Annotated in this window: 24 protein-coding genes; 9 read left to right on the top strand and 15 right to left on the bottom strand. The window is 32.7% G+C overall.

Annotation, left to right across the window (positions count from 1 at the left end; translation table 11 throughout):
- Positions 1-2: 2 nt before the first annotated feature.
- The gene (gene rsmG / locus MY04_RS02985) at positions 3-641 is read right to left on the bottom strand and encodes a 16S rRNA (guanine(527)-N(7))-methyltransferase RsmG (protein WP_066206102.1); all 639 of its coding nucleotides are present in this window, start codon (positions 639-641) and stop codon (positions 3-5) included.
- 535 nt (positions 642-1,176) lie between these two features.
- Between rsmG and MY04_RS02980 the strand changes: the two genes are divergently transcribed.
- Positions 1,177-1,575: a hypothetical protein gene (locus MY04_RS02980; protein WP_066206100.1), complete on the top strand. Its 399-nt coding sequence runs from the start codon at positions 1,177-1,179 to the stop codon at positions 1,573-1,575.
- A 142-nt stretch (positions 1,576-1,717) separates the two neighbouring features.
- The gene (gene ruvC, locus MY04_RS02975) at positions 1,718-2,281 is read left to right on the top strand and encodes a crossover junction endodeoxyribonuclease RuvC (protein WP_066206098.1); all 564 of its coding nucleotides are present in this window, start codon (positions 1,718-1,720) and stop codon (positions 2,279-2,281) included.
- Between the two features lie 39 nt (positions 2,282-2,320).
- On the opposite strand, the gene MY04_RS02970 is transcribed toward ruvC, so the two are convergent.
- Entirely contained in the window at positions 2,321-4,873 is a 2,553-nt protein-coding gene (locus MY04_RS02970; RefSeq protein ID WP_066206095.1) for a SpoIIE family protein phosphatase, read from the bottom strand.
- 11 nt (positions 4,874-4,884) lie between these two features.
- Positions 4,885-5,715, bottom strand: coding sequence for a PstS family phosphate ABC transporter substrate-binding protein (locus MY04_RS02965; RefSeq protein ID WP_066206091.1), 831 nt, complete (start codon positions 5,713-5,715; stop codon positions 4,885-4,887).
- A 182-nt stretch (positions 5,716-5,897) separates the two neighbouring features.
- Between MY04_RS02965 and MY04_RS02960 the strand changes: the two genes are divergently transcribed.
- Positions 5,898-6,455: a 1-acyl-sn-glycerol-3-phosphate acyltransferase gene (locus MY04_RS02960; RefSeq protein ID WP_066206089.1), complete on the top strand. Its 558-nt coding sequence runs from the start codon at positions 5,898-5,900 to the stop codon at positions 6,453-6,455.
- Positions 6,456-6,541: 86 nt separating this feature from the next.
- On the opposite strand, the gene MY04_RS02955 is transcribed toward MY04_RS02960, so the two are convergent.
- Both MY04_RS02955 and MY04_RS02950 read right to left on the bottom strand, forming a co-directional pair.
- On the bottom strand, positions 6,542-8,158 hold the full coding sequence (locus tag MY04_RS02955; protein WP_066206088.1) for an ABC-F family ATP-binding cassette domain-containing protein: 1,617 nt from the start codon (positions 8,156-8,158) through the stop codon (positions 6,542-6,544).
- A 92-nt stretch (positions 8,159-8,250) separates the two neighbouring features.
- Positions 8,251-9,165 carry an Rpn family recombination-promoting nuclease/putative transposase gene (locus tag MY04_RS02950; RefSeq protein WP_066206084.1) on the bottom strand — a complete coding sequence of 305 codons (915 nt, stop codon included), beginning with the start codon at positions 9,163-9,165 and terminating at the stop codon, positions 8,251-8,253.
- Between the two features lie 147 nt (positions 9,166-9,312).
- Here MY04_RS02950 and MY04_RS02945 point away from each other — a divergent pair, with 147 nt between their 5' ends.
- A complete protein-coding gene (locus tag MY04_RS02945; RefSeq protein ID WP_066206081.1) occupies positions 9,313-9,567 on the top strand; it encodes a hypothetical protein in 255 nt (84 codons plus the stop codon).
- A gap of 6 nt (positions 9,568-9,573) precedes the next feature.
- Positions 9,574-9,894 (top strand): DUF3467 domain-containing protein, encoded by a 321-nt coding sequence (locus tag MY04_RS02940; RefSeq protein WP_044226643.1) that lies wholly within the window; start codon positions 9,574-9,576, stop codon positions 9,892-9,894.
- A gap of 36 nt (positions 9,895-9,930) precedes the next feature.
- Here the strand turns inward: MY04_RS02940 and MY04_RS02935 are convergent, their stop codons facing one another.
- The 3 genes from MY04_RS02935 to MY04_RS02925 all read right to left on the bottom strand — a co-directional run bounded on the left by MY04_RS02935 (position 9,931) and on the right by MY04_RS02925 (position 12,405).
- Positions 9,931-10,263: a tRNA-binding protein gene (locus MY04_RS02935; RefSeq protein ID WP_066206078.1), complete on the bottom strand. Its 333-nt coding sequence runs from the start codon at positions 10,261-10,263 to the stop codon at positions 9,931-9,933.
- The gene (locus MY04_RS02930; protein ID WP_066206076.1) at positions 10,260-11,165 is read right to left on the bottom strand and encodes a hypothetical protein; all 906 of its coding nucleotides are present in this window, start codon (positions 11,163-11,165) and stop codon (positions 10,260-10,262) included. Before MY04_RS02930 ends, MY04_RS02935 begins: the two co-directional genes overlap by 4 nt.
- Positions 11,166-11,601: 436 nt before the next feature.
- Entirely contained in the window at positions 11,602-12,405 is an 804-nt protein-coding gene (locus tag MY04_RS02925) for a tRNA pseudouridine synthase A (RefSeq protein WP_066206070.1), read from the bottom strand.
- A 223-nt stretch (positions 12,406-12,628) separates the two neighbouring features.
- On the opposite strand from MY04_RS02925, the gene MY04_RS02920 reads away from it, so the two are divergent.
- The gene (locus MY04_RS02920) at positions 12,629-13,144 is read left to right on the top strand and encodes a GNAT family N-acetyltransferase (RefSeq protein ID WP_066206068.1); all 516 of its coding nucleotides are present in this window, start codon (positions 12,629-12,631) and stop codon (positions 13,142-13,144) included.
- Here MY04_RS02920 and MY04_RS02915 read toward each other — a convergent pair.
- The 3 genes from MY04_RS02915 to MY04_RS02905 all read right to left on the bottom strand — a co-directional run bounded on the left by MY04_RS02915 (position 13,141) and on the right by MY04_RS02905 (position 15,529).
- The gene (locus MY04_RS02915; RefSeq protein WP_066206066.1) at positions 13,141-14,013 is read right to left on the bottom strand and encodes a MaoC/PaaZ C-terminal domain-containing protein; all 873 of its coding nucleotides are present in this window, start codon (positions 14,011-14,013) and stop codon (positions 13,141-13,143) included. The genes MY04_RS02920 and MY04_RS02915 overlap by 4 nt on opposite strands.
- Positions 14,014-14,193: 180 nt before the next feature.
- Positions 14,194-14,457: a rhodanese-like domain-containing protein gene (locus MY04_RS02910; protein ID WP_066206063.1), complete on the bottom strand. Its 264-nt coding sequence runs from the start codon at positions 14,455-14,457 to the stop codon at positions 14,194-14,196.
- 133 nt (positions 14,458-14,590) lie between these two features.
- On the bottom strand, positions 14,591-15,529 hold the full coding sequence (locus MY04_RS02905) for a hypothetical protein (RefSeq protein ID WP_066206056.1): 939 nt from the start codon (positions 15,527-15,529) through the stop codon (positions 14,591-14,593).
- A gap of 171 nt (positions 15,530-15,700) precedes the next feature.
- Here MY04_RS02905 and MY04_RS02900 point away from each other — a divergent pair, with 171 nt between their 5' ends.
- Positions 15,701-16,240: a sugar O-acetyltransferase gene (locus tag MY04_RS02900; protein WP_066206053.1), complete on the top strand. Its 540-nt coding sequence runs from the start codon at positions 15,701-15,703 to the stop codon at positions 16,238-16,240.
- Between the two features lie 61 nt (positions 16,241-16,301).
- Here the strand turns inward: MY04_RS02900 and MY04_RS02895 are convergent, their stop codons facing one another.
- The gene (locus tag MY04_RS02895; RefSeq protein WP_066206051.1) at positions 16,302-17,195 is read right to left on the bottom strand and encodes a Dyp-type peroxidase; all 894 of its coding nucleotides are present in this window, start codon (positions 17,193-17,195) and stop codon (positions 16,302-16,304) included.
- Positions 17,196-17,421: 226 nt separating this feature from the next.
- Here MY04_RS02895 and MY04_RS02890 point away from each other — a divergent pair, with 226 nt between their 5' ends.
- On the top strand, positions 17,422-18,309 hold the full coding sequence (locus MY04_RS02890) for a lysophospholipid acyltransferase family protein (protein WP_066206048.1): 888 nt from the start codon (positions 17,422-17,424) through the stop codon (positions 18,307-18,309).
- Positions 18,310-18,395: 86 nt separating this feature from the next.
- On the opposite strand, the gene MY04_RS02885 is transcribed toward MY04_RS02890, so the two are convergent.
- Positions 18,396-18,656, bottom strand: coding sequence for a Txe/YoeB family addiction module toxin (locus MY04_RS02885; RefSeq protein ID WP_066206046.1), 261 nt, complete (start codon positions 18,654-18,656; stop codon positions 18,396-18,398).
- A complete protein-coding gene (locus tag MY04_RS02880; protein ID WP_066206043.1) occupies positions 18,646-18,921 on the bottom strand; it encodes a type II toxin-antitoxin system Phd/YefM family antitoxin in 276 nt (91 codons plus the stop codon). The genes MY04_RS02885 and MY04_RS02880 overlap by 11 nt, the downstream gene beginning before the upstream one ends.
- Before the next feature lie 156 nt (positions 18,922-19,077).
- Between MY04_RS02880 and MY04_RS02875 the strand changes: the two genes are divergently transcribed.
- On the top strand, positions 19,078-19,689 hold the full coding sequence (locus tag MY04_RS02875) for a DNA-3-methyladenine glycosylase family protein (protein WP_066206040.1): 612 nt from the start codon (positions 19,078-19,080) through the stop codon (positions 19,687-19,689).
- Between the two features lie 30 nt (positions 19,690-19,719).
- Here the strand turns inward: MY04_RS02875 and MY04_RS02870 are convergent, their stop codons facing one another.
- Positions 19,720-21,750: a glycoside hydrolase family 97 protein gene (locus tag MY04_RS02870; RefSeq protein ID WP_101958129.1), complete on the bottom strand. Its 2,031-nt coding sequence runs from the start codon at positions 21,748-21,750 to the stop codon at positions 19,720-19,722.
- Positions 21,751-21,763 lie beyond the last annotated feature (13 nt).

Genomic DNA, 21,763 nt, shown 5'->3' with positions numbered 1-21,763 from the left:
CTTTACCTAGCAATAGGAACGTAAGCAACTTTTTTGGTTTCAAAGAAATCTTCCTCGAAGATATCTGTCATTGGTGTTAAAGTGAATTTCTTCTTGTTTAATTTAGAGAACTCCTCTTTTAGATCGCCACCTTTCAGACAGATAATTCCGTTGTTTAATTCATGGCCTTGTTGGTGAGACACCTTTGTTCTCACCCATTTGTAAAGAACATCGATTCTAGTCACAGCTCTTGAAACCACAAAGTCATATTCTCCATCAACTTTTTCAGCACGAATTTGTTCTGCAACAACGTTAGTTAGCCCAATTGTTTTTGCAATTTCGTTGACTACATTGATTTTTTTCCCGATAGAATCTACCAAATGGAATTTTACTTTAGGGAAAAGAATGGCCAATGGAATACCTGGAAAACCTCCGCCAGTTCCCACATCTAGAATCTCACTACCAGGTTTAAACTCGATAATTTTAGCAATACTTAATGAATGAAGGATATGACGTTCATAAAGATTCTCAATATCTTTTCTTGAAATGACATTTACTTTCTCATTCCACTCTGCATAAAGATCTTGTAATTGTCTGAACTGATGTTTTTGTACATCGGTTAGATTGTCAAAATATTTCTCTATGATATCAATATTACCCATTCGAATATGCTTAAATTACTCGCCAATATAAATTACTTGATGAAGATCAGGGGAATTATAAAACTCTAATCATTCATTCAATGCCAAAACTAATATATTTCGTTGATGTATACTTCTTTTTTTGCCTTTCCTTTAAATTCATTGTCGATTTTTTTTCATTTAAAGCATCGAAAAAGGAATAATTCTGCTCAACTGTAATCAATTGATGGTGGAAGATGACATTTTTTCAATTTGATTGCCATTTAAAATGAGTTTTCATCAACAATATCAAAGAACTATTTGATAGTAAGATTCATCAAATCATTTGATTATACAATGTAAGATTTATGAAGAATAATGATCTTAACGATTTATTATCGAGTAAACTAATGGTTTTGAGTATTTTTCATCCATAAAAACTTAACTAGAAGCTATTTTTCTATATTAATAGATCAATATCAAGGCAAAATCATACATAGAACTGTACATGCATGGTGAACATTTTCTATGCAAGTGATGTAGTAGAGGCAAACAATATCTCAAAAACCTATCGAATATGACCAACTTTACCACTGATATGAACTCCAGAACTGGTGTGCTGAGTATAAGAATGAGGGGGTTCTTTCTTCCCGAACAATTTAACGAACACCTAGAGACAACATTACAGAGTATCCAAAATAATAAACCTAAAACGGTATTATTAGATGCTCGATTTATAGAGTCAGGCTGGATGAGCTCAAACCCATGGATGGTGAGCTGGTATTTACCAAAGATCAAATTACTTAAAGTCGAAAATTTTGGTGTTATCATTGAAGATAATTGTGATCCATTCACTCAATTTTCAATTATCAACTTAGAAAATTTATTAGAAAACGAGCCAAGTTTAAAAATAACATTATTTGATTCGCCTGAGGAAGCTGCCATTTGGCAAAGAAAGATTTCTAAGGTGGCATAACAAAACATTAAAGGTTTTGGGTGGTTTGTTCACAGTTGCATAACTGTAAGGGATCTCTAGGTCGGAGATCCCATTTTTTTTGTCTAATTTTGATAGATCATATGTTTTATTATCCATAGTAATGGAAGATCGGTAGTATTGAATGAGACAAAAAGTAGAAGAGAAATTAATCTTGGGTATTGATCCAGGAACGCAAGAGATGGGATATGGTTTGATCTTAGTGAAAGGTCAAAAATTAAGTCTTGTACAATATGGAGTGATACATTTGAAGAAATATGCAAATCATGCGATCAAGCTTAGAAAGATCCATGAGAGGATAACTCATTTGATTGAAGAATATGGTCCTGATGAAATGGCATTGGAGGCTCCTTTCGTTGGACAAAATATACAATCTGCGTTAAAATTAGGTAGAGCTCAAGGGGTTGCAATGTCTGCAGCCTTAATTCGTGATATACCTATTACAGAATATGCTCCCAAAAAAGTAAAAGCTGCTGTAACAGGTAATGGTAATGCTTCTAAAGAACAGGTCGCTCATATGCTGATGAAACTTCTAAAGTTTAAAGTTGAAGACAATGTCCTTTTGGATGCCACTGATGCTTTGGGGGTAGCCGTTTGTCATTCTTACCAAAAGGGTCAAAATGTGTCAACTAAAAAATCTTGGTCAGCATTCTTAAAAGAAAATCCAGATCGGTTATCAAAAAAATAGAGGTCATTTCAGTTTTAGTTGAAACAACCTCTGTGGATTTTATACATTTAGGATTTCATCAATACTCGAAAGGTCTAATGTAATCCTTTTAGTTTCTTTTTTTGGTTGGAATCCTATAATCAGAATATCATCTGTCTGACTGTGTTCTCCCATCCATTCATCAATTTTTATGGCCATTAGAGATTTTTGAACATACATCGGCTTATCCGCAATATTGCTCATCAACTCTCTAAACGTTTTCTTGTAGAATTTCCTCCCTTCAGGACCTCCAAATTGATCTTGATAACCATCCGTACACAGGTAAAAAGATAGAATATCACCTCTTCTTGATAAATCAATAGTGTGTTCTTTAAATTTCTCGTATTCTTTCTTTTTAAAGATATGTCCACCAATTGATTGTTTATTACCATCAATTACATCAATTAAATTTGCTCCTCCTTCCCTTCTTACTAAATAAAGTGGATGATGTGCACCAGCAAACTTTAAGACATTGGACGATTCGTCTAAAATACAAATACCAATATCCATTCCATCCTTATTATTCATTTTATCTTGCTTCAGCACTACTCGTATACGAACGTGTAATTCATCAAGTAACTCAGCAGGTGATGTAAACTTTTTAGAGTTCACCAAATTAGATAAAATCTCTCTTCCAAGAATTGACATAAAGGCCCCCGGAACACCATGTCCTGTACAATCAGCTACCGCCATATAGATCAGATCACCTTTTTGTTCGAACCAATAGAAATCTCCACTAACAATATCTTTTGGTCTGTAAAAAACAAAAGCATCGTTAAAAGAAGATCTTATCAATGAAATATTAGGTAATAATGCTTGTTGAATTCGCTTAGCATACTGAATACTAGAAGTCTGCTGTTTATTTTTTTCTTCCAACTGTAACAAAGTACCTTGTAGGATTTCATTATTATCAAGTAGTTGCTGACGATGTTTGTCTATCTCTGCTGTTTTCGCTTCCACTTGAGACTCCATATTTTGATAATTCACCGCAGTATCTAAGGCGTTAATCAGATAAGTCACAATACTTCCCAACATATTAATTTGTACATCAGAATAAGCATTAATATGTTCACTATGTACCGCTAAAACACCCAATTTCTTTGAAGATGAAGTCAATGGTAAATACACTAATGAATTTACTCTTTCTGATGTTGTAACAGGTAGGAAATGTTTCAACTCAGGAGATGATAAAAAGTTATTAGAAACAATTGGTTCTTGTCTCTCATAACACTGAACCCCTAAATGATTATTTTCTGAAATTGATCTATCAAAAGCATAAGGTTTACCTTCAACACTATAACCTCTGTAATGAAGTTTATTTTCTTGATAGATACCAATTAAAAATGAATTGAATTCTAACGTATTATTTAGAGAGTGATAGAACTCTTGTACAATTTTATCTACTTTTAGATGCTTACTGATTTTGGCTCCAATTTGACGAATTGTTTCAATTTTATCATAAGTCTGAGCAAGTTCTTCTTTTTGAATTTCTATCTCCTCAGTCCTTTCATTCATCCTTTCAATCATATAATTAAAATCGTTGGATAAATCACCTATTTCATCCTTTGTTTTAATCGTATATAATTCGCCAATAAAATCATCCTCTACAATTTTCTGAATAGATTTTGATAATTTATTGATAGGCTTACCAAGTCTACTTAGTAAATAGAAAAGTAGAATTGCATTTACTGATAATATTGACAGTGCAAAAACTATTAACACTACAATATTTAGTTTTTTCCAAAAATTATTATAATCAACAATTAAATGATGAATACTTTTTAGTTTACCCTCAATTGCAGCTAATTGAGTATCCAAACGATCTTTAATTCCAGGGTGTCCATAAAAACCTAGTTGCTCATCTAATTTTACTAAAGCACGGAAATTTTCTCTGTACTTTTCTAATGCTCCATTTAGATAAATCTTTCCATATTTATCAATAGACATTCGACTAATATCTCCTATAAGTTGATCGACAACTTTGCTTAACTTTTCTTCATATTGCGTATCTTTTCTCAAGATATAATCCTTCTCATGTCTTCTTAACATAAGAATTTTAACTTGATCAAGTGAGTATCCAGAGTTCATCACAGAATAGATTGAACGCCTCATGTCGCCCTCTGTACCATAACTTTTAAAACCTCTTTTCAACTGTACAGAAACCAAGCTATCGAAAATCGTTGAATAAGATTGAAGGTCTTTTTCCAGTTCCCTTAATTCAGGAATCACCTTAGCGGAATGTACATAAGAATTAGTGTACATCTCCTCTAGTTTTTCTTGAATTTTATTTAAATTTTCTTCGTGAGTGGTTAGATAATCATTTTCCTTAGTTTCATAAAAAGACGGGTTAATTGTCTCTGTTAAAAGAAATGATTGTTTATCTGATTTTAGATCTTGAATGTTGGATGTAATTTCATCCAATTCTAAGGCTACTTGTTCTGCTTTATTCGTTACACTTCGAATATAAGCATATACCGAAAATAATAAGAAAATGATTAAAATGTTGGCTGCAAAAGACCAGATTAGTCTTGTCTTTATACTTTTAGCTTGTCTTTTTTTGGGAGTTAGTTTCATGGCTTTTTGAGTTAGAATACTGGAATATATCCTTTGTGAGCTATTATTTGTTGACCTTTATCTGATAAAGCAAAACTTACAAATGAAGTTACTTTTGATTTATCAGAAATTCTGTAATAAAAATAAAGAGGTCTTGAGAGTGGATATGTTTTACTTAATGCATTTCTAAATGATGGGTAAACGTAATTCCCTCCTTTTTCACTAATAGATAAAGGTTGTACCACTTCTTCTACATATGCGATACCGCAATAACCAATAGCCCCTTTGATCTTGCTTACATTCTCCACAACACCTGCATTCGAATGTACTTCAATATAATCTTCTGGAAGTTCATCACTTTTTACCACAACGGATGTCATAAAACCATAACTACCAGAATTTTTATCCCTAGAAATAACGGTAATTGGGAGGTTTTCTCCACCAAGTTGTGACCAATTCGTAATTTGCCCTTTATATATTTTTATTAATTGTGTAAGCGTAAGCTTTGTTACTGAGTTAGAAGGATGAGTAATAATAGACAATGCATCGTAGGCAATCACCTTTTCAATTAACTGATCGATATTCTCTTCTATATTGGTTTTTTCAGTTGATTTCACCTTTCTAGAAGACAATGCTAATTCAGTTTCAAAGCTTTTTAACCCTTTGAAACCAAGAGAACTACCTCCCCCTACTACTTCAACAGGCTCATTACTATTGTCGTAATTATTAGCAAGTGCTGTGACTAAAGGAAGCATCGTATCACTCCCTTTTGTGTTTAGTATTTCTTGAGCTGATAGTTGTTTACCAAAAATGACAATTGAGAAGAGCGTGATAAAAGTCAACCCCTTTGTTGAAATATTCATTTTGCTTAATTTAATTTTGTTACGCAAATATTGATTTCTGATGTTACATTATTCGTAACAGAGTTTTACATTTTAATCACTACTCATTGCATTCATTTAAGAAAAAAATGTAATAATTTTAGACGAATTTCATACTTTTGTTGATTATCAATGTATTCACTAATGAACTTAATGTTAATAATATGATAAAACTGTGGGTGTGGCTTTTCAAATTTTTTGGTTGGAAAGTAACAGGAGAGGTTCCATATCATTTAAAAAAATGTGTTGTTGTAGTTGGACCACACACTAGTTTTTGGGACTTTATGGTAGGCGTTCCTGCTCGAGCTATATTAGGTTTAGAGTCAAAGTATTTTATCAAAAGTGATCTATGTAAAGGACCTCTAGGCAAACTACTGATCAAGTTAGGAGCAATTCCTGTAGACAGAAAGAAAAATAACACTCGTTTAGTGGACTTAGCAATCAATGAGTTTAATGCTCGTGAAGAATTGATTATAGCAGTAACTCCTGAAGGAACAAGGTCTTACAGTCCTAAATGGAAAAGCGGTTTTTGGCATATTGCTAGAGGAGCAAATATTCCTATTATTATGATTGGTTTCTGTTTTAAAAGAAAAGAAGTAGTCATTGGAGATTATTTCATGCCATCTGATGATAAGGAAGCTGATATTCTTAAAATCAAAACTTATTTAAGTGACTTTACTGGAAAGCATCCAGAAAAGGGAATACTTAAATCAGAACTGTAGTTCAAATCACTATTTGATCTAAATAAATAAAAAAGGCCGAATCAAGTAATATTGATTCGGCCTTTTATATATCTATCAGTTATCTACTATTTAGCATATAACTTTTCTCTCAATTCTTTGATTTGTTCACTTGAGATATACTCATCGTATGGCATATGACGGTCGATAATTCCGTTAGGAGTTAATTCGATTACACGGTTACATACTGTTTGGATTACCTCGTGGTCATGAGATGACATCAAGATGTTACCAGGGAAATTAATCAATGAGTTGTTTAATGATTGGATAGATTCCAAGTCCAAGTGGTTAGTTGGAGTATCCAAGATCAAACAGTTCGCATCAGTCAACATCATTTTAGACATCATACAACGCATTTTTTCACCTCCTGATAGTACAGATGATTGCTTAAAGATCTCTTCACCAGAGAACAACATTTTACCCAAGTAACCTCTAATAAATGCTTCAGAAGTATCATGAGAATATTGACCTAACCAATCTACAAGGTTTAGATCGTTTTGGAAGAACTCACCGTGTTCCAAAGGTAAATAAGCTGTTGTGATAGTTACACCCCATTTGAACTCACCTTCAAAATCTGTGTCTTTTTCATTCAAGATTTCGAAAAGCGCAGTCATGGCTCTTGGGTCTCTTGAAATGAATACGATTTTATCGTCTTTTTGCATGTTGAATTCAACATTCTTAAAGATCGTTTCCCCGTCGATAGATTTAGTTAAACCTTCTACCTCAAGGATATTGTTACCTGCTTGTCTTTCTGGAGTAAAGATAATACCTGGGTACTTTCTTGATGAAGGCTGAATTTCTTCCACATTCAATTTCTCCAACATCTTCTTACGAGAAGTGGTTTGTTTCGACTTTGCAGCGTTAGCAGAGAAACGAGCAATGAATTCTTTCAATTCTTTGATTTTCTCCTCAGCTTTCTTGTTTTGTTGTGCTTGCTGACGTGAAGCTAACTGACTTGATTGGTACCAGAATGAGTAGTTACCAGAGAATAAAGAAATCTTTTGGAAATCGATATCTACAATCTGAGTACAAATTGAGTCTAAGAAGTGACGGTCGTGAGAAATTACCAATACCGTTCTATCGAAGTTAGCCAAGTAATCTTCCAACCATGAGATCGTCTCTTGGTCCAAGTCGTTGGTAGGCTCATCAAGTAATAAGTTATCTGGCTTACCAAATAAAGCTTGTGCCAATAACACACGTACTTTTTGCTTACCACTTAAGTTGGCCATTGTAGAGTAATGCAAATCTTCAGAGATGTGAAGACCACTTAATAAGTTGGCTGCATCCGACTCAGCATTCCATCCGTCTAGATCTTCAAAACGCTCTGTCAATTCAGAAATACGGATACCATCTTGCTCGTTGAAGTCCTCTTTAGCATAAAGATCTTCTTGCTCTTTTTTTATAGCCCATAGTTCATCGTGACCCATCATTACAGTATCCAATACTGTAGATTCGTCAAATTCGTGGTGATCTTGCTTTAAAACAGAAAGTCTTTCTCCTTTACCAATGGATACACTACCTCTAGTAGGATCTTGTGCACCATAAAGTGTTTTCATGAATGTAGATTTACCTGCACCATTAGCACCGATGATACCATAGCAGTTACCTTCAGTAAATTTAAGATTGACATCTTGGAAAAGCACACGCTTACCAAATTGTACGCCTAAGTTTGAAACTGTAATCATTATATATTATGAGATTTTCAATGTAGGTGCAAAAGTAGGATTTTGTGTTAAAGTATAAAAATTTGAGATATAAATAGTTTTGAATAAAACGATTAAATAGATAATGTTGCTACTTCTTCTATAGATAAACCACTTAATTTGGATACTTGTTCTTTAGAAAGTCCCATTTTTAGGGCATTTTTGGCCACTTCTATTGCTTTAGTTTTTTTTCCTTCTTCTAAACCTTCTTTATTGCCTTTTTTAAACCCATCGTTAAAACTTTCTTCTTGAAGATAGTCCAACGTATTCATATAATCTCTATATGTTTTTAAAGAATCGTGATATAATTTTTTATCTTCTTTCATAAGGCCTGTATATTCAGCGATCTTAAATACTCTTCTAAATATTGCTTCTTGAAAAACTTTTGGTTGTTCTAAAAAGGAATTTAAGTTATTCAACAAATATAACCATTTATCAAAATGTGTAACTAATTCATTTTCATTCTTTTTGAATTTGGGCATTTCTAAATACACGTATGTAAGTTTTTCATAGAAAATCTCTTTCGTAGATGTCTCCATAAGCTTTACATGCCTTAGTAAATCAAAGTGATTATCAAAAGAAAAGTCCATTAGAGAAATAACATAAACTGATTTTAATTGATAATCCCAAGCTTGTCTTTCAATGTTTCCTTTAATTGCCTGCTCTTGAATAGGAAATGTGGAATAATAAATCGATCTGTCTTTAAAGTACCTTTGTCTCATTCTTTGTAATTCAACAATAAACTTTTCTCCCTTTTCATTCTCACAATAAAGATCAAATACAGCTTTTCGATCTGTGATATTATTAGGGAGATGTTCAGTTGTCTTGTAATTGAGAGTTTTTATTTGGTCTTTGATTGGTAATAACTGATTTAAAAAGTCAATTAATAAATCTTTATTGGCTTCCTCGCCAAAAATCTTTTTAAACCCAAAATCAGTAAATGGATGAATATACTTTGATGGTATATCTTGATTAGAAGAAGATAACATAAGTTAGTTTTTATTGAACAATGAAAAATTATTCAACTCTATGAATCGTTAAGTTGAATTTTAAATCAAACTAATTGATTTAGATCCTTATTACAAGTTTTTCCCTTCAAATTCTCCATATAAGTTTCTAATAAACTAAATTGCCGTATGAATGAACAAATCGCGGTATTAATCAAAAAATATAAAGACCTTTCTAAAGAGTCTGAACATGAAGCTGCTGCTAAAATCACGAAAGAATTTGTCTCTGGTAAATTTAGAGAAAGAGTGATAGAGGCTGCTTTTGAAATGCTTGCAGAAAGTGATAAATATGATGAAGACCACCCTCTAGGTGGTTATTATTATGTAATTTATGAAATGCTTCATGCTGGAGCATATTTATTAGCAAAAGAAGATAAAAGTTAAGATATCATGGATCAAGAAAAGAAACCAGAAAATCAAATCAATATTGAACTTACTGATGATGTAGCTGAAGGTACTTATGCGAACTTAGCTATGATTGCTCACTCTAATTCTGAGTTTGTGATCGATTTTATTCGTATGATGCCCGGCTTACCTAAAGCGAAAGTAAAATCAAGAATTATCCTTACACCGGAACATGCAAAGAGATTGTATATGGCACTTCAGGATAACCTAAAAAAATATGAAGCTCAGTTTGGACCAATTGGTAAAACTGAAGAGGCTCCAAAATTTCCAATGAATTTTGGAATGACAAACCAAGAGCCACAATAACAAAAAAGGACACATTTTAAAATGTGTCCTTTTTTGTTACCCAATTTTTTGACCATTCGCCACAGGATTGTCCATTGTGATTAAGTTCACTTCTTTGTCTTCTCCTATAGCTCCCATCACCAAACATTCCGACATAAAATTGGCAATTTGTTTAGGTGGGAAATTCACCACGGCGACCACCTGCTTTCCAACAAGTTCTTTGGGTTGATATACTTTAGTGATTTGAGCAGACGATTTTTTGACACCAATATCCTCACCAAAATCAATTTTTAATTTATAAGCAGGATTCCTAACCTCTTCAAACACTTCAGCATGAATAATGGTCCCTACTCTCATATCAATCTTAGAAAAGTCGTCCCAACTTATCATTTGTTTGATATCTTTTTAATGTTTCCGTCCTTACTTAATTTCACCTGAATTTCTTTTAATTCTTTGGCCCCATAAGTATTTATTTCTCTATACCTCATGGATGCTTGTAGACTTCTTCCCTTCTCGTATACTGTTGTTTCTACGTGTTCAAAAGACTCAGGGTCGTTCATATTTTTCTTCACCTCCTCTACTACGGCGATAATCGCTCCTTCATCGTCGAGTAATGAAGCAATTTTTTCTTTTTCATTTATTTGATCAGATAAACTTGTGATTTTCTTTGTATCAAAATTCTGATCAACTTCAGCAAGTAGATCTCGGGCATCATCAAATTCTTTTTCTGCCATGAGTTTTTCTACCTTTTCTATTTTTAGCTCGTTGTCTAAATCATCTATTTTTGATAATAATAGATCTCTTTTCTTTTTAGAATAAGACGTATCAATTTTAGCGTAATATACTCTAGCTTTATCTACATTTCGCTCTTTAATATATACTTTGGTCTTATTGATATTCTCTTCTAAAGTCGCTGTAGATAATTTATATCTTAATCGATCCACTTCCTCTTTCTTATAATCATTTGAAATGAGGCTTAAGAATTTTTCTGCTGATCCATACCAACCTTTCTTCAAACTTAGTTTAGCTTGAGTCATGGCTGTCTCATTCAACTGATTCTTCAGAATTATTACACTATCCTTTTTGTAATCACTTGACAATAAAGATAACTGAAGCTTGGCTTGTTGTAAACTTTCTAGTTTTCCTTGTTTTAGAAAACCTTGAATGCTCACAAACCTACTATCATCAAATTGTAGTGTATTCTTGATTTCCCCGGCATAAAAGAAATAAAATATAGCTGCTCCACCACCAACAAAAAATAATAGAAATACGATTAGTAATCCCTTTTTCATAAAAAATAAGTGTTTGTTTTAAAAAAGTTAGTCTCAAAAATGTTTCCAAAATTAATGATGTAAAAATAAGAGATTCAATGAGAAAAATTAATTTTAACTTTTCATAACACAACACTAATAATTCTACTAACGAATCTATATACGATTTTGAATTATGTTTATTTTTCCAAATAATATTTTGATACTTTAAAAGACATATTTATATAATCATGTTATTTCTTTAAATAATTACATTTGAATCAGTCAATTAACATATTTTCACATCAGTCACTTAACATTGTACACACTAAGGTGTTGTTAAATTTAACCAAATATCACTTTGGAGATTACAAATTTTTCGTCTTATATTTATACTCATAAAGCAGCAATAAGAAATAGTTTTTGGGTTATTAAAGGAATTTACAAGTCATATCCACTGGATATGACTTGTTTTTGTTTATACTTCATCAAAATCTTTATCAAAAGTGATTTTATGAAGGTTTAGTGCCGAAGCTGGTGCTACATAGCCTAATTGTGTTCGATTATCATTAGGTAATAATGCTTCTCTAATATCATCAAGTGATAATTCCCCTTTTCCAAGCATAAATAAAGTACCGATCATCATACGTACTTGATGACGCATAAAACCTTTACCATGTACATAAAAGATATATGATTTTTTAGGAAAGAAAGTTGCTTGAATTTCTGTGTTCTCTTTAATCTCACAATAATCTATTGTCCTTTCAAGACTCACTCCTTCTTTGGGTTGCTTACAAAAGCGACCAAAGTAATGAGTACCTTCGTATAACTTTGCTCCCTCTTTCATTAATTCAATATCCAAATCATGTTGGATGCTTATCATATAAGGAGAACAGAAAGGATGTATCTTCTCACCAAAAGTAAATAAGTATTGATATTCTTTTGTTTTACTATCCTGAATGATGTTGAATTTATCGTCTACCTTTCGAATCGAGAGTCCTTTAATATCCTGTGGAAGATTCTTATTGAACAAATCAAAAAATTCTGATTCATCTAATTCTTGCCAGACAAATAATTCAAAAGCAGAATGATTGGCCGAAACATAAGTATCTGTTCTAGATGTCCCCAATGTTTTAAACTTCACTTCACCACCTAAAACAAAGTTGATGGTTTTATTAATCATTCCTTGAACAGTTTTAAAACCTGGCTGTATCATCCATCCGTGAAAACGATATCCACAATATTGAATTTCGATAAGGTAATTATGTCTTTTATTTTTCATTTTAAATACTTTTCAACTTTTTGGATGTTTCAAATTTAACACCCTTCCCTATACCTTGTATTATATATTCGGATTTTTAAATTATATCACCTCATCCTTAAAATATGTTTAATAAAATACGTTTTTAGATGAGAAATTTTGTAAATTATTGTGACTAATGCTAAACCCCAATAACAATGGCGATTTATAATCGTACTATTGATTATTCTAAACTATAATGAAAATGATACAAATAATTGATGGGAACTTTGAAGAACTATGGAATATTTACTCCTATTCTTTTCCCGAAGACGAACAAAGAAGTAAAGAAGACATCCTTCAGCTAATGCATGAAGGGGAATTGCATTTCAAAGGCATTTACGAACACGATACACTCTATGGTTTAATTGCCTATAGACAGCTTGATAATTTTATTTATATCGAGTACTATGCTATGGCAAAAGAATCACGTGGTTTAGGCCTTGGCACTAGATTTCTAAACTTCTTTACTCAGCAATTTAGACACTATTGTATTGTCTTAGAAGTAGAAAAACCTACATCAGAAGTGAGTCAGAAACGTATTAAATTCTACGAGAAATCTGGTTTCAAATTCAACAACAATAATTTTGAACAACCACCTTTAACAGATGATGGCAATGCTGTGCCAATGAATCTTATGTCATGGCCTATCTTAATTGAAGATACAGGATTTGAAATGGTAAAAGATATATTATACAAAAAAGTATATCATTTAGTTTAAATAAATGATATATGACCTACGGATAAATTTTTACCATTAGTATCGCTCAATACTAACTTATTGATGTCCTTTTCGATATAATTAGTAGAAATTGATACCTCTACTTTATTATTTGGTAATACAACAGGCTTGATAAATTTTAACTCAATTTCTTTTATCGGGCCTTTTTCTTTTTCCACAGATTCAAATGTTTTTGCTAATTGACCTAAACCATGAAGAATTTTTTTCTTAAATGGTGTTTTCTGTGCAATAAAATCTACCCAGTGTATTGGATTAAAATCTCCTGTTAACTGTGCAAACTCATATCCTGCTTCTTCTAAAACTGACCATTCTCCAACGGTGGTCATTTCTATCTCCGTACGATCAAAAGTGGTGGTCTTCTTTTTCTTTCCGATAATAAAAGCAGAGAATAAAGTCACTTCTATAATAGTTTCCTCTTTTTGATGACCCACATATAATTTCTGCTTGACTCTTGCTCTACCATTATCTTCAGTTATACCTATAATTTCTGTTTTTGCAAAAAGTGTCTTATCTCTACTTAGCTTACCGTACACCTTTAAATTCACACCTTGATTAATGATTTTTGAGATTTTATAAGGCACCATGCACAATAAAGACATTCCTAAGTGAAGTGCAAATTGACTAAACATATGAGGAGGGACGCTATCTGAATATTTAGATACGTCTGTACCTGACCATAATGAGTAAGCTTCAATAAGTTTATCTGTTGGTTGTTTTAGCGTTTTTTCAAGAACTGGAATATCCTTTTTATTAGAAGATTCTAAAAACGGAAAAATCGTTTTGAAAAATATCCTCGTAATCATTCCGATCATTTTCCTCTGTTCCCAAACAAACTGTGTCTTCTTCATTATATCAAAAAGTTATTCATGTATTCCTAAGCTAAACGAATAAAATATACTTTCATTCGTCCAAACAGTGCAGGTGTAATTTTAAAAAATTTAATGTGTATCACGATACAATACACAAATATAAAAAAAAGCATATGCTGAAAACAACATATGCTTTAACTCATCTATATCCGATATTAATTATAATAAACTTTGCCAGCCTCCAGCGTTATAAACTTCTTTAACGCCTGCTGCCTCAATTAATGCTTTTGCAACACCTGCTCTACCTCCAGACAAACAGCATAAAACAATTGGTGAACTAATGTCCTTTACCTCTTGTATTCTTGCTTGAATATCGTTTACTGGGATATTAATGGCATTTTCAATATGTCCTTCATCAAACTCCATTTCAGAACGTACATCAATTAATGTTGCACCGTTTTGTATTAATTCTTTATAGTTCATATCATGTTTATTTTAGTACAATACAAATGTAACAGATTGATTATTTGTCGATTGTAACATTTATCACATAAAAAGAAAGCCAACGAAATTCGTCGGCTTCTTTAGAATCGATAGTACAGTACAAATAAATTCTTTATTGAATATCAAAGACAGTTACTTTTTTATCATCTTTCGAGTAAGCAACTACTTTGTCTTCATTTGCTCCAATTTCAGATATATCATTCAATTTTATTAAAGCCATTTCTTTTAATGATGTTTTATGGTAAACAGTTAGGGTATTGTCATCTCTTTCTGCAACAAATAAATAATTACTATTCACAGCAAGAGTTACTTTACCTTTTAAACCTGACAAAGTTTTAAATAAATCGCCTGTTTCCTTGTTAATAATAGCCACTTTATCCCCACTGTATGCATAAATATAATTAGCATCTTGAGTAGCATTCATACCAAAGCTTAATGTAAAGTCTAGTGTTCCATTATCTTTTAAGACTCCATTATCAAGTGTATAATCTTTAATTTTTTCAGATGGGTCAAACCAATACGTATGATTACCATCCACTAAGACATAGTTTAAGAACATTGTACCATATGGATTATCTTTTTTCATGGTTTCAGTGGTGATATCTCCTTGATCATCCAAACCCAATTGTATGATATCCTCACCAGCTTCTACAACTACCAAACCTGCCTTGTTATAGGTAACAGTAGAATAATTACCCGTTTTAAATGATGATGTCTTCTGACCATTTGCAATATCCATAGCCACTACTTGATTATCAAAAGCACCCCCATCTACTACATATATTTTATTACCATTCACTACCATATCGTTAATCTGACGATCGACAGCAAATGAATTACTTTCAACTAATTGTATATCTTTCGAATCTTCCACTGTTGGAGTTCCCAATGTAATTTTATCAAAATTTGTGGTCGCACTTTGTCCATCAGGTGTTTGATTTGGACTTTCAGTTTGAGGTTGAATATTTTCTGGTTCTATTTTATTTGTATTATCACAGCTAAATAATGCTGAGGAAAAAGCAACAGCTACTAAGATTTTTGTGAGTTTCATAATTTCATAAGTTATTTGATGCTTTATATTTTACGGTTTTTTAACACCTTAAGTGGTGTATAAATGAATATTTATTCATTATGTTAAGTATTATTAAAACACCAACAATCTTAATCGACTTAAAATCAACAACTCGTATATTTAGTTTAAACACAAACTAACGTTATCAATATGACTGAAAAAGAAAAAATGATCAATGGTTTACCCTATAATGCGGATGAACCTTCTTTAGTAGCGGATAGAAAAAGAGCGAAAAAATTAATGAAAGAATACAATGATTCTCCTGTAGATCTTAAAAAAGAGGTCTTGGATGAATTATTCGGACAAGAATTTAATGCACATATCGAAGCTCCATTTAGAGTTGATTATGGATATAACATAAAAATTGGCCATAGCTTTTATAGTAATTTCAACCTTACCATCTTGGATGTTGCTCCTGTTGAAATCGGTTATCATGTTTTTATCGCACCTAATGTACTAATTGCGACTGCTGGACATCCCGTTGATCCTATTGAAAGAAGTAATGGTGTTGAATTTGGTAAACCTATCAAAATTGGAAACCGAGTTTGGATTGGAGGAAATGTAGTTATTCTACCTGGGGTGACTATTGGGGACAATGTCACTATCGGAGCAGGAAGTGTCGTCACAAAAGACATCCCTTCTAATACTGTTGCTGTAGGCAACCCTTGCAAAGTGATAAAACATATATAATAAAAAAGCCGTCTAAATCATTATACTATGTTTTAGACGGCTTTTTTTAAATAATATATTTCTAATCCAATATTTCTGCAAGATCGTTAGTCGATGGTGCAAAAGAATAAGCACCCGTAACAGCAGTAGAATAATTCATAATTTGATCTGAGTGTCCATCCTCTGTATTGCCCAACATTCTATCTAATTGAATGTCTACACGGAAAGGATCACATGTGTATGAGATAAACATTAATCCTCTTTCCTTAGCTGATCCAAATGGGAAAGATCTTCTCCATATTTTCATAGCCACTCCATCATGCTTCGCATCTGTTCTAGATACGTGAGAATCTACAGGCATATCATCACCCTCTAATTCTATTGAATCTACTTTTGTTCTTCCAATAATTTTTTCTTGAACACTTACGGGAAGCTCGTTAAACTTCTGTAGATCATGAACCCATTTCTGATGAAAAACAAAAGATCCACCTTCTCCTTTTTCACCTGCTGGAATTAAAGCAGCAGCATATTTCTTTTCTTCTTTAGGATTGGCAGATCCATCTACAAAACCTGTTAAGTCTCTATGGTCTTTATATACAAATCCATTTTCTGATAATACCACTTCGGCAACATCAGTTAACGATTCTTGAATCTTTAATGTCTGATCTAACACTGCAGATGTATCAACACCTACAATTCTAAAATAAATATCCGCTTGTGTAGATGGCATTGAATATCCATTCTTACCTTCCAACGTCTTAAATGAATTTAGCTTTTCTGGTAGATGTGCTGGTGATATTTTATCTAATACATCTTTCCCGAAAGATACAACTACTTCTATCCCTTCGTCTTCTGTTTTAATCGCTTTTTTAATTGCCTTTTTGATCGAAGGGATATCACTTGATGTAACCTTGAATTCTGAAACGTTAAATACGTTTGCTTCTTCGTTGAAGATGCCTAATTGATAATTTGTCATTATAATTAATAAGTAATTTTTATTTTAGATTCACTTGTAAAGTTAACGTATTCGAGTCTCTTTTTTCCATTTTCATTATCAAATATTAGTGAGTTTTATCACTAGACTTCAAAGAGTTATCCTATTTCATTGTATAATACTTGGTAACAATAAATTAAGATTTGGATTTTATTGATTACCTTTCGAACCGTTTCAGTGAAATCAACCATAACAATTATACTTTATAATGATCACCAAGATTATTTACGGCATATTTATTAAACCAATCACATTGTTACCTTTCAGTATCTTATTCAAGATTTCTGATTTCCTTTATTTTGTTTTATACAGGATCTTAAAGTATAGAACAAGTGTGGTGAGAACGAACCTTAAGAACTCATTCCCAGAAAAATCACATGATGAAATCATTGAGATTGAAAAAGAGTTTTATGTGCATTTATGTGATTTAATCGTAGAATCATTTAAGGTTTATAGTATTAAGGAAGATGAGTTCTTTCAGCATATTGAGTATGATGACAATGGTCTGATCGATAAATATAAGGACAGGAACTTATGTGTTATTGGTACTCACTTCAATAATTTTGAATTTGCCGCAACTTCAGCTACCAAGGCTGTTGGACGAGAAGTCCATGCACTTTTCTCTAAATTATCAAACGATTTCTTCAACAAGCGTATGAAGGAATCTAGAAGTCAATTCGGTACTGTATTTATCGAAAAAAATGAAGCGAAAGAATTCTTTAGCAAAAAACATGAAAAGCCTTTTGCTGTTATTTTTGGAGCTGACCAATCGCCCACTTACAGTAAGAATGTAATATGGACTGATTTCCTGAATCAAGAAACTGCTTGCTTCTTTGGGCCTGAGAAATATGCAAAAGAAAACAATATGGTGGTTATTTTCACTAAAACGATTAAAGTGAAAAGAGGCTATTATAAGTTAACTTTCGATGTGGTGACTGAAGATCCATTAAACGAACCTCATGGTGCTATTACTGAACGTCATAATAGATTCTTAGAGAAAGTAATTCAAGAAAATCCTCCCTATTGGTTATGGACGCACAAGCGTTGGAAGAGAAAAAGAAATGAAGACGAGGAAGTACTTCCTGCTTCTTTTTAAGGAAATACATTTGACTAAGTTGGAAGAAACTTCTTGGTCGTTTTAATTAGCCCATGATTGAAGTCATGGGTTTTTTATTGTTTAATTTAATAATGCTCAAAGCAACTATACAAATAGATGTCATCACCATCTACATAATATACAAGACGATCTTTTTTATTGATTCTCCTTGAATAATAACCAGATAAATTATTCTTCAGAGCTTCGGGACTTCCTTTACAACAAAGTAGACCATTAATACTGATGTCTTGGATAAGTTCCTTGATCTTATCCATATCCGATTTTCTATTTTTCTTTTTAAGGGTTTTATATCCTTTATCAAAAGTAGCTGTAGTTTTAAAGTTCATCTAGGTGGTTAAAAAGATCATCGACATTATCAAAACTCTTTGAACGGCCTTCTTTACGATCACGATCAGACTGTTTAATTTCATCAACAATATCTTTGTCACTGAGAATATACGATGTTTCTTTCCAAGATCTATATTCAGCCTCTTCTACAATAATGTAATTACCTTTTTTTGTGGTTATAGCAAGTTCTTCAGAGTTATTAGTTATCTTATCTAACCACTCTTTTGCGTTATTTCTGAAATTGGTTATTGAAGTAATAAGCATGTAATCATGTATTTAATTATGTACGTAATATAATACATTATTAGATATATAATGAATTAATTAACACTTTAGTAACAATTTACATTAATCCTTTTTCTAGGGTTCTTTGATTTAGTTTGCAGTATAACTTTTTAAGCAAAGCCGAGTTATATATCCATGAATAAAGAAGCACATAAGCACTTATCGGAAGTTGATCCCATATTATCGAATATACTCCATAAGGTCGAATTAGAGCCTATCGAAAATACTCATTCTATATTTCATGATTTAATGAGTTGTGTTATCGAACAGCAAATTCATTATAGAAGTACTAAAAATATATTTAAGAACTTACTAGCTAATGCTGATATTACTCTTCTTACACTAGATAACTTTCCCATTTTTGAAGAACAGGCTTTAAGCCAAATCAAGTTATCAGAAAGGAAGTTCGAGACAATACATCATACGGTCACCTTCTTTACAGAACATTCAATAGATTGGTTATCACTTGATGATAACGAGGTAAGAATTCATCTAAAATCAATTAAAGGTATTGGTGTTTGGACAATAGACATGATTTTATTGTATTCTCTAGAGCGGTCTAATATCCTTTCTTATGACGATTTCCATCTCAAAAATATGATGCAAAAACTCTATTATCCTGAAAGAGAAAAAGTAGGTAAAAAAGAGTTGAAATTGATAGGTGAAAAATGGGCTCCATTTAAAAGTTTAGCTTTCCTTACTTTAATGCAATACAAAAAAGACATAAAAAAAAGGGGAAACAAATAGCTTCCCCTTTCTTCTTGATAAACAATTGACTTATTGTAACTGCTTGAAATGTATTGCTTGACCACCACCCGAGTTCATCTGAATAAGAAGTGCTTCTTCAGAAGTCACGTTCTTTTCTAGAATCTCATATTTCTTCGGATTGTTCAAGTAAGTGGTACCTTGCGCATCCGTGTAGATAGTGGCTTTATATAATTTATTCGGCTCTAAGAAGTCCAAACTTACGCTCACAGCTCTACCTGTTTCGTCAGTAGCAGCACCAATAAACCATTCATCACCTGCTCTTCTAGCAGTAATTGCATATTCACCAATTTGACCAGAAAGCATTTTACTTTCATCCCAATCTGCTGTTGATGTTTCTAAGAATTTGAAAGCCGCTAAGTCTTTTTCATAATTCTCAACCAAATCTGCAGCCATTTGTAATGGGCTGTAAAGAATAATTGATAATGCCATTTGTTTCACTAAAGTGGTGTGCACTCTAGCTTCGTTCATGATTTCTGCCGTTGTATTCCAAGCTACTCTATTTGGTGAATTCTCGTATTTCACATCAAAAATACCTGGAGTATAATCAATTGGTCCACCTAACATTCTAGTGAAAGGTAAGATTAATGTGTGCTTAGGAGGGTTACCATCTGACCATCCGTTCCATTCCATACCTCTAACACCTTCACGTGTCATCATGTTTGGCCATGTTCTACGGATACCTGTTGGTTTGATTGGTTCGTGAGCATCCAACATAATTTTATGCTTGGCAGCTTTTTCGACTACTCTACGGTAGTGGTTCACCATAAACTGACCATGGTGATGCTCGCCTCTTGGGAAGATACCACCCGCATAACCTGTTTTCAAAGCATTGATACCTAAATCCTCATAAAGATTAAATGCTTCATCCATATACTTTTCATATGATGGGATATCACCACCTGTTTCGTTATGCATAATTAAAGCTACCCCATTGTCTTTAGCGTATTTTGCTACTTCATTTAGGTCGTAACCTTTTGCTGGAGTAATGTGATCAAAAGCATCTTTCTGACCCCATTTATCCCAACCTGAGTTCCAACCTTCAACCACTACACCACCGATGTTATGGTTAGCGGCAAAATCAATATATTTCTTCGCTGCTTCTGTTGTAGCTCCTTGTCTTGGACCTTCCTTCCATTCTTTTGTACCAATATGGAATTCCCACCAAATACCTAAGTATTGCATAGGTTTAATCCAAGAAGTATCTTCAATTTTGTTCGGTTCATTTAGGTTGATAATCAAGTTTGAATTCACAAGATCTTGTGCTTGTCTACCCACTTGAATCGTCCTCCAAGGTGTTACCGAAGGAGCTGATGTCCTTACTTTATCACCATTTGCCCAAGGAACTAATACCGATTCGTATGTATATTTTTGTTTCTCATCTAGCTTCAATGTCATACCAGCATAATCTGTCAATGCTGCCTCATGAAGACTGATATAGTAATTTTCTTTTGTCTTGAAAGTAACTGGAGTAGCTACCCAAGAAGCTGAATCAACATCAGTATGATTGTATAATTTTTCGTAAGTATCATAATCAGCCCAAATCCACCATGTATCATGATTTCCTGAAAGTTGGAACTGAGTCTTCTCGTTCATGATCACAAAATCATTTAAGTTCTTTTGTTCTGGGAACTCATAACGGAAACCAACTCCATCATCAAATACTCTGAAAACTACATCTAAACGTCTTTCCAAGCCGTCTTTTTCCTGTAGCTTCACTCTTAGTTCATTATGATGATCTTTCACTGTTTTATTTTCACCCCACGGTTGTTGCCAAGTTTCATTGAAAGTGGTTCTCAACTCTCCAACAATCTTAAAGTTTTTATCCAATGCAGGCTGATCTTTCAGTTCGAAGCCTAGGTAAGACTTTTTTATTATCGGTTCCCCTGCCCAGGTCACTTGATACCAAGCTTCACCATCAGAGTTTGTGGAAACTTCTACTGCTAACTTTTCATCCGGCGAGGTCACCACTAAATAATTTGGTGTGCAGGAGAAAGATAAGATAGTTAAAATGAGTAATACAGATAACTTTAAACGCATCATTATTTATTTATAA

Source organism: Flammeovirga sp. MY04 (assembly GCF_001682195.2).
Classification (GTDB): domain Bacteria; phylum Bacteroidota; class Bacteroidia; order Cytophagales; family Flammeovirgaceae; genus Flammeovirga; species Flammeovirga yaeyamensis.
The sequence above is the reverse complement of the archived record's forward strand: the minus strand, read 5'-3'. Positions and strand labels throughout refer to the sequence as shown.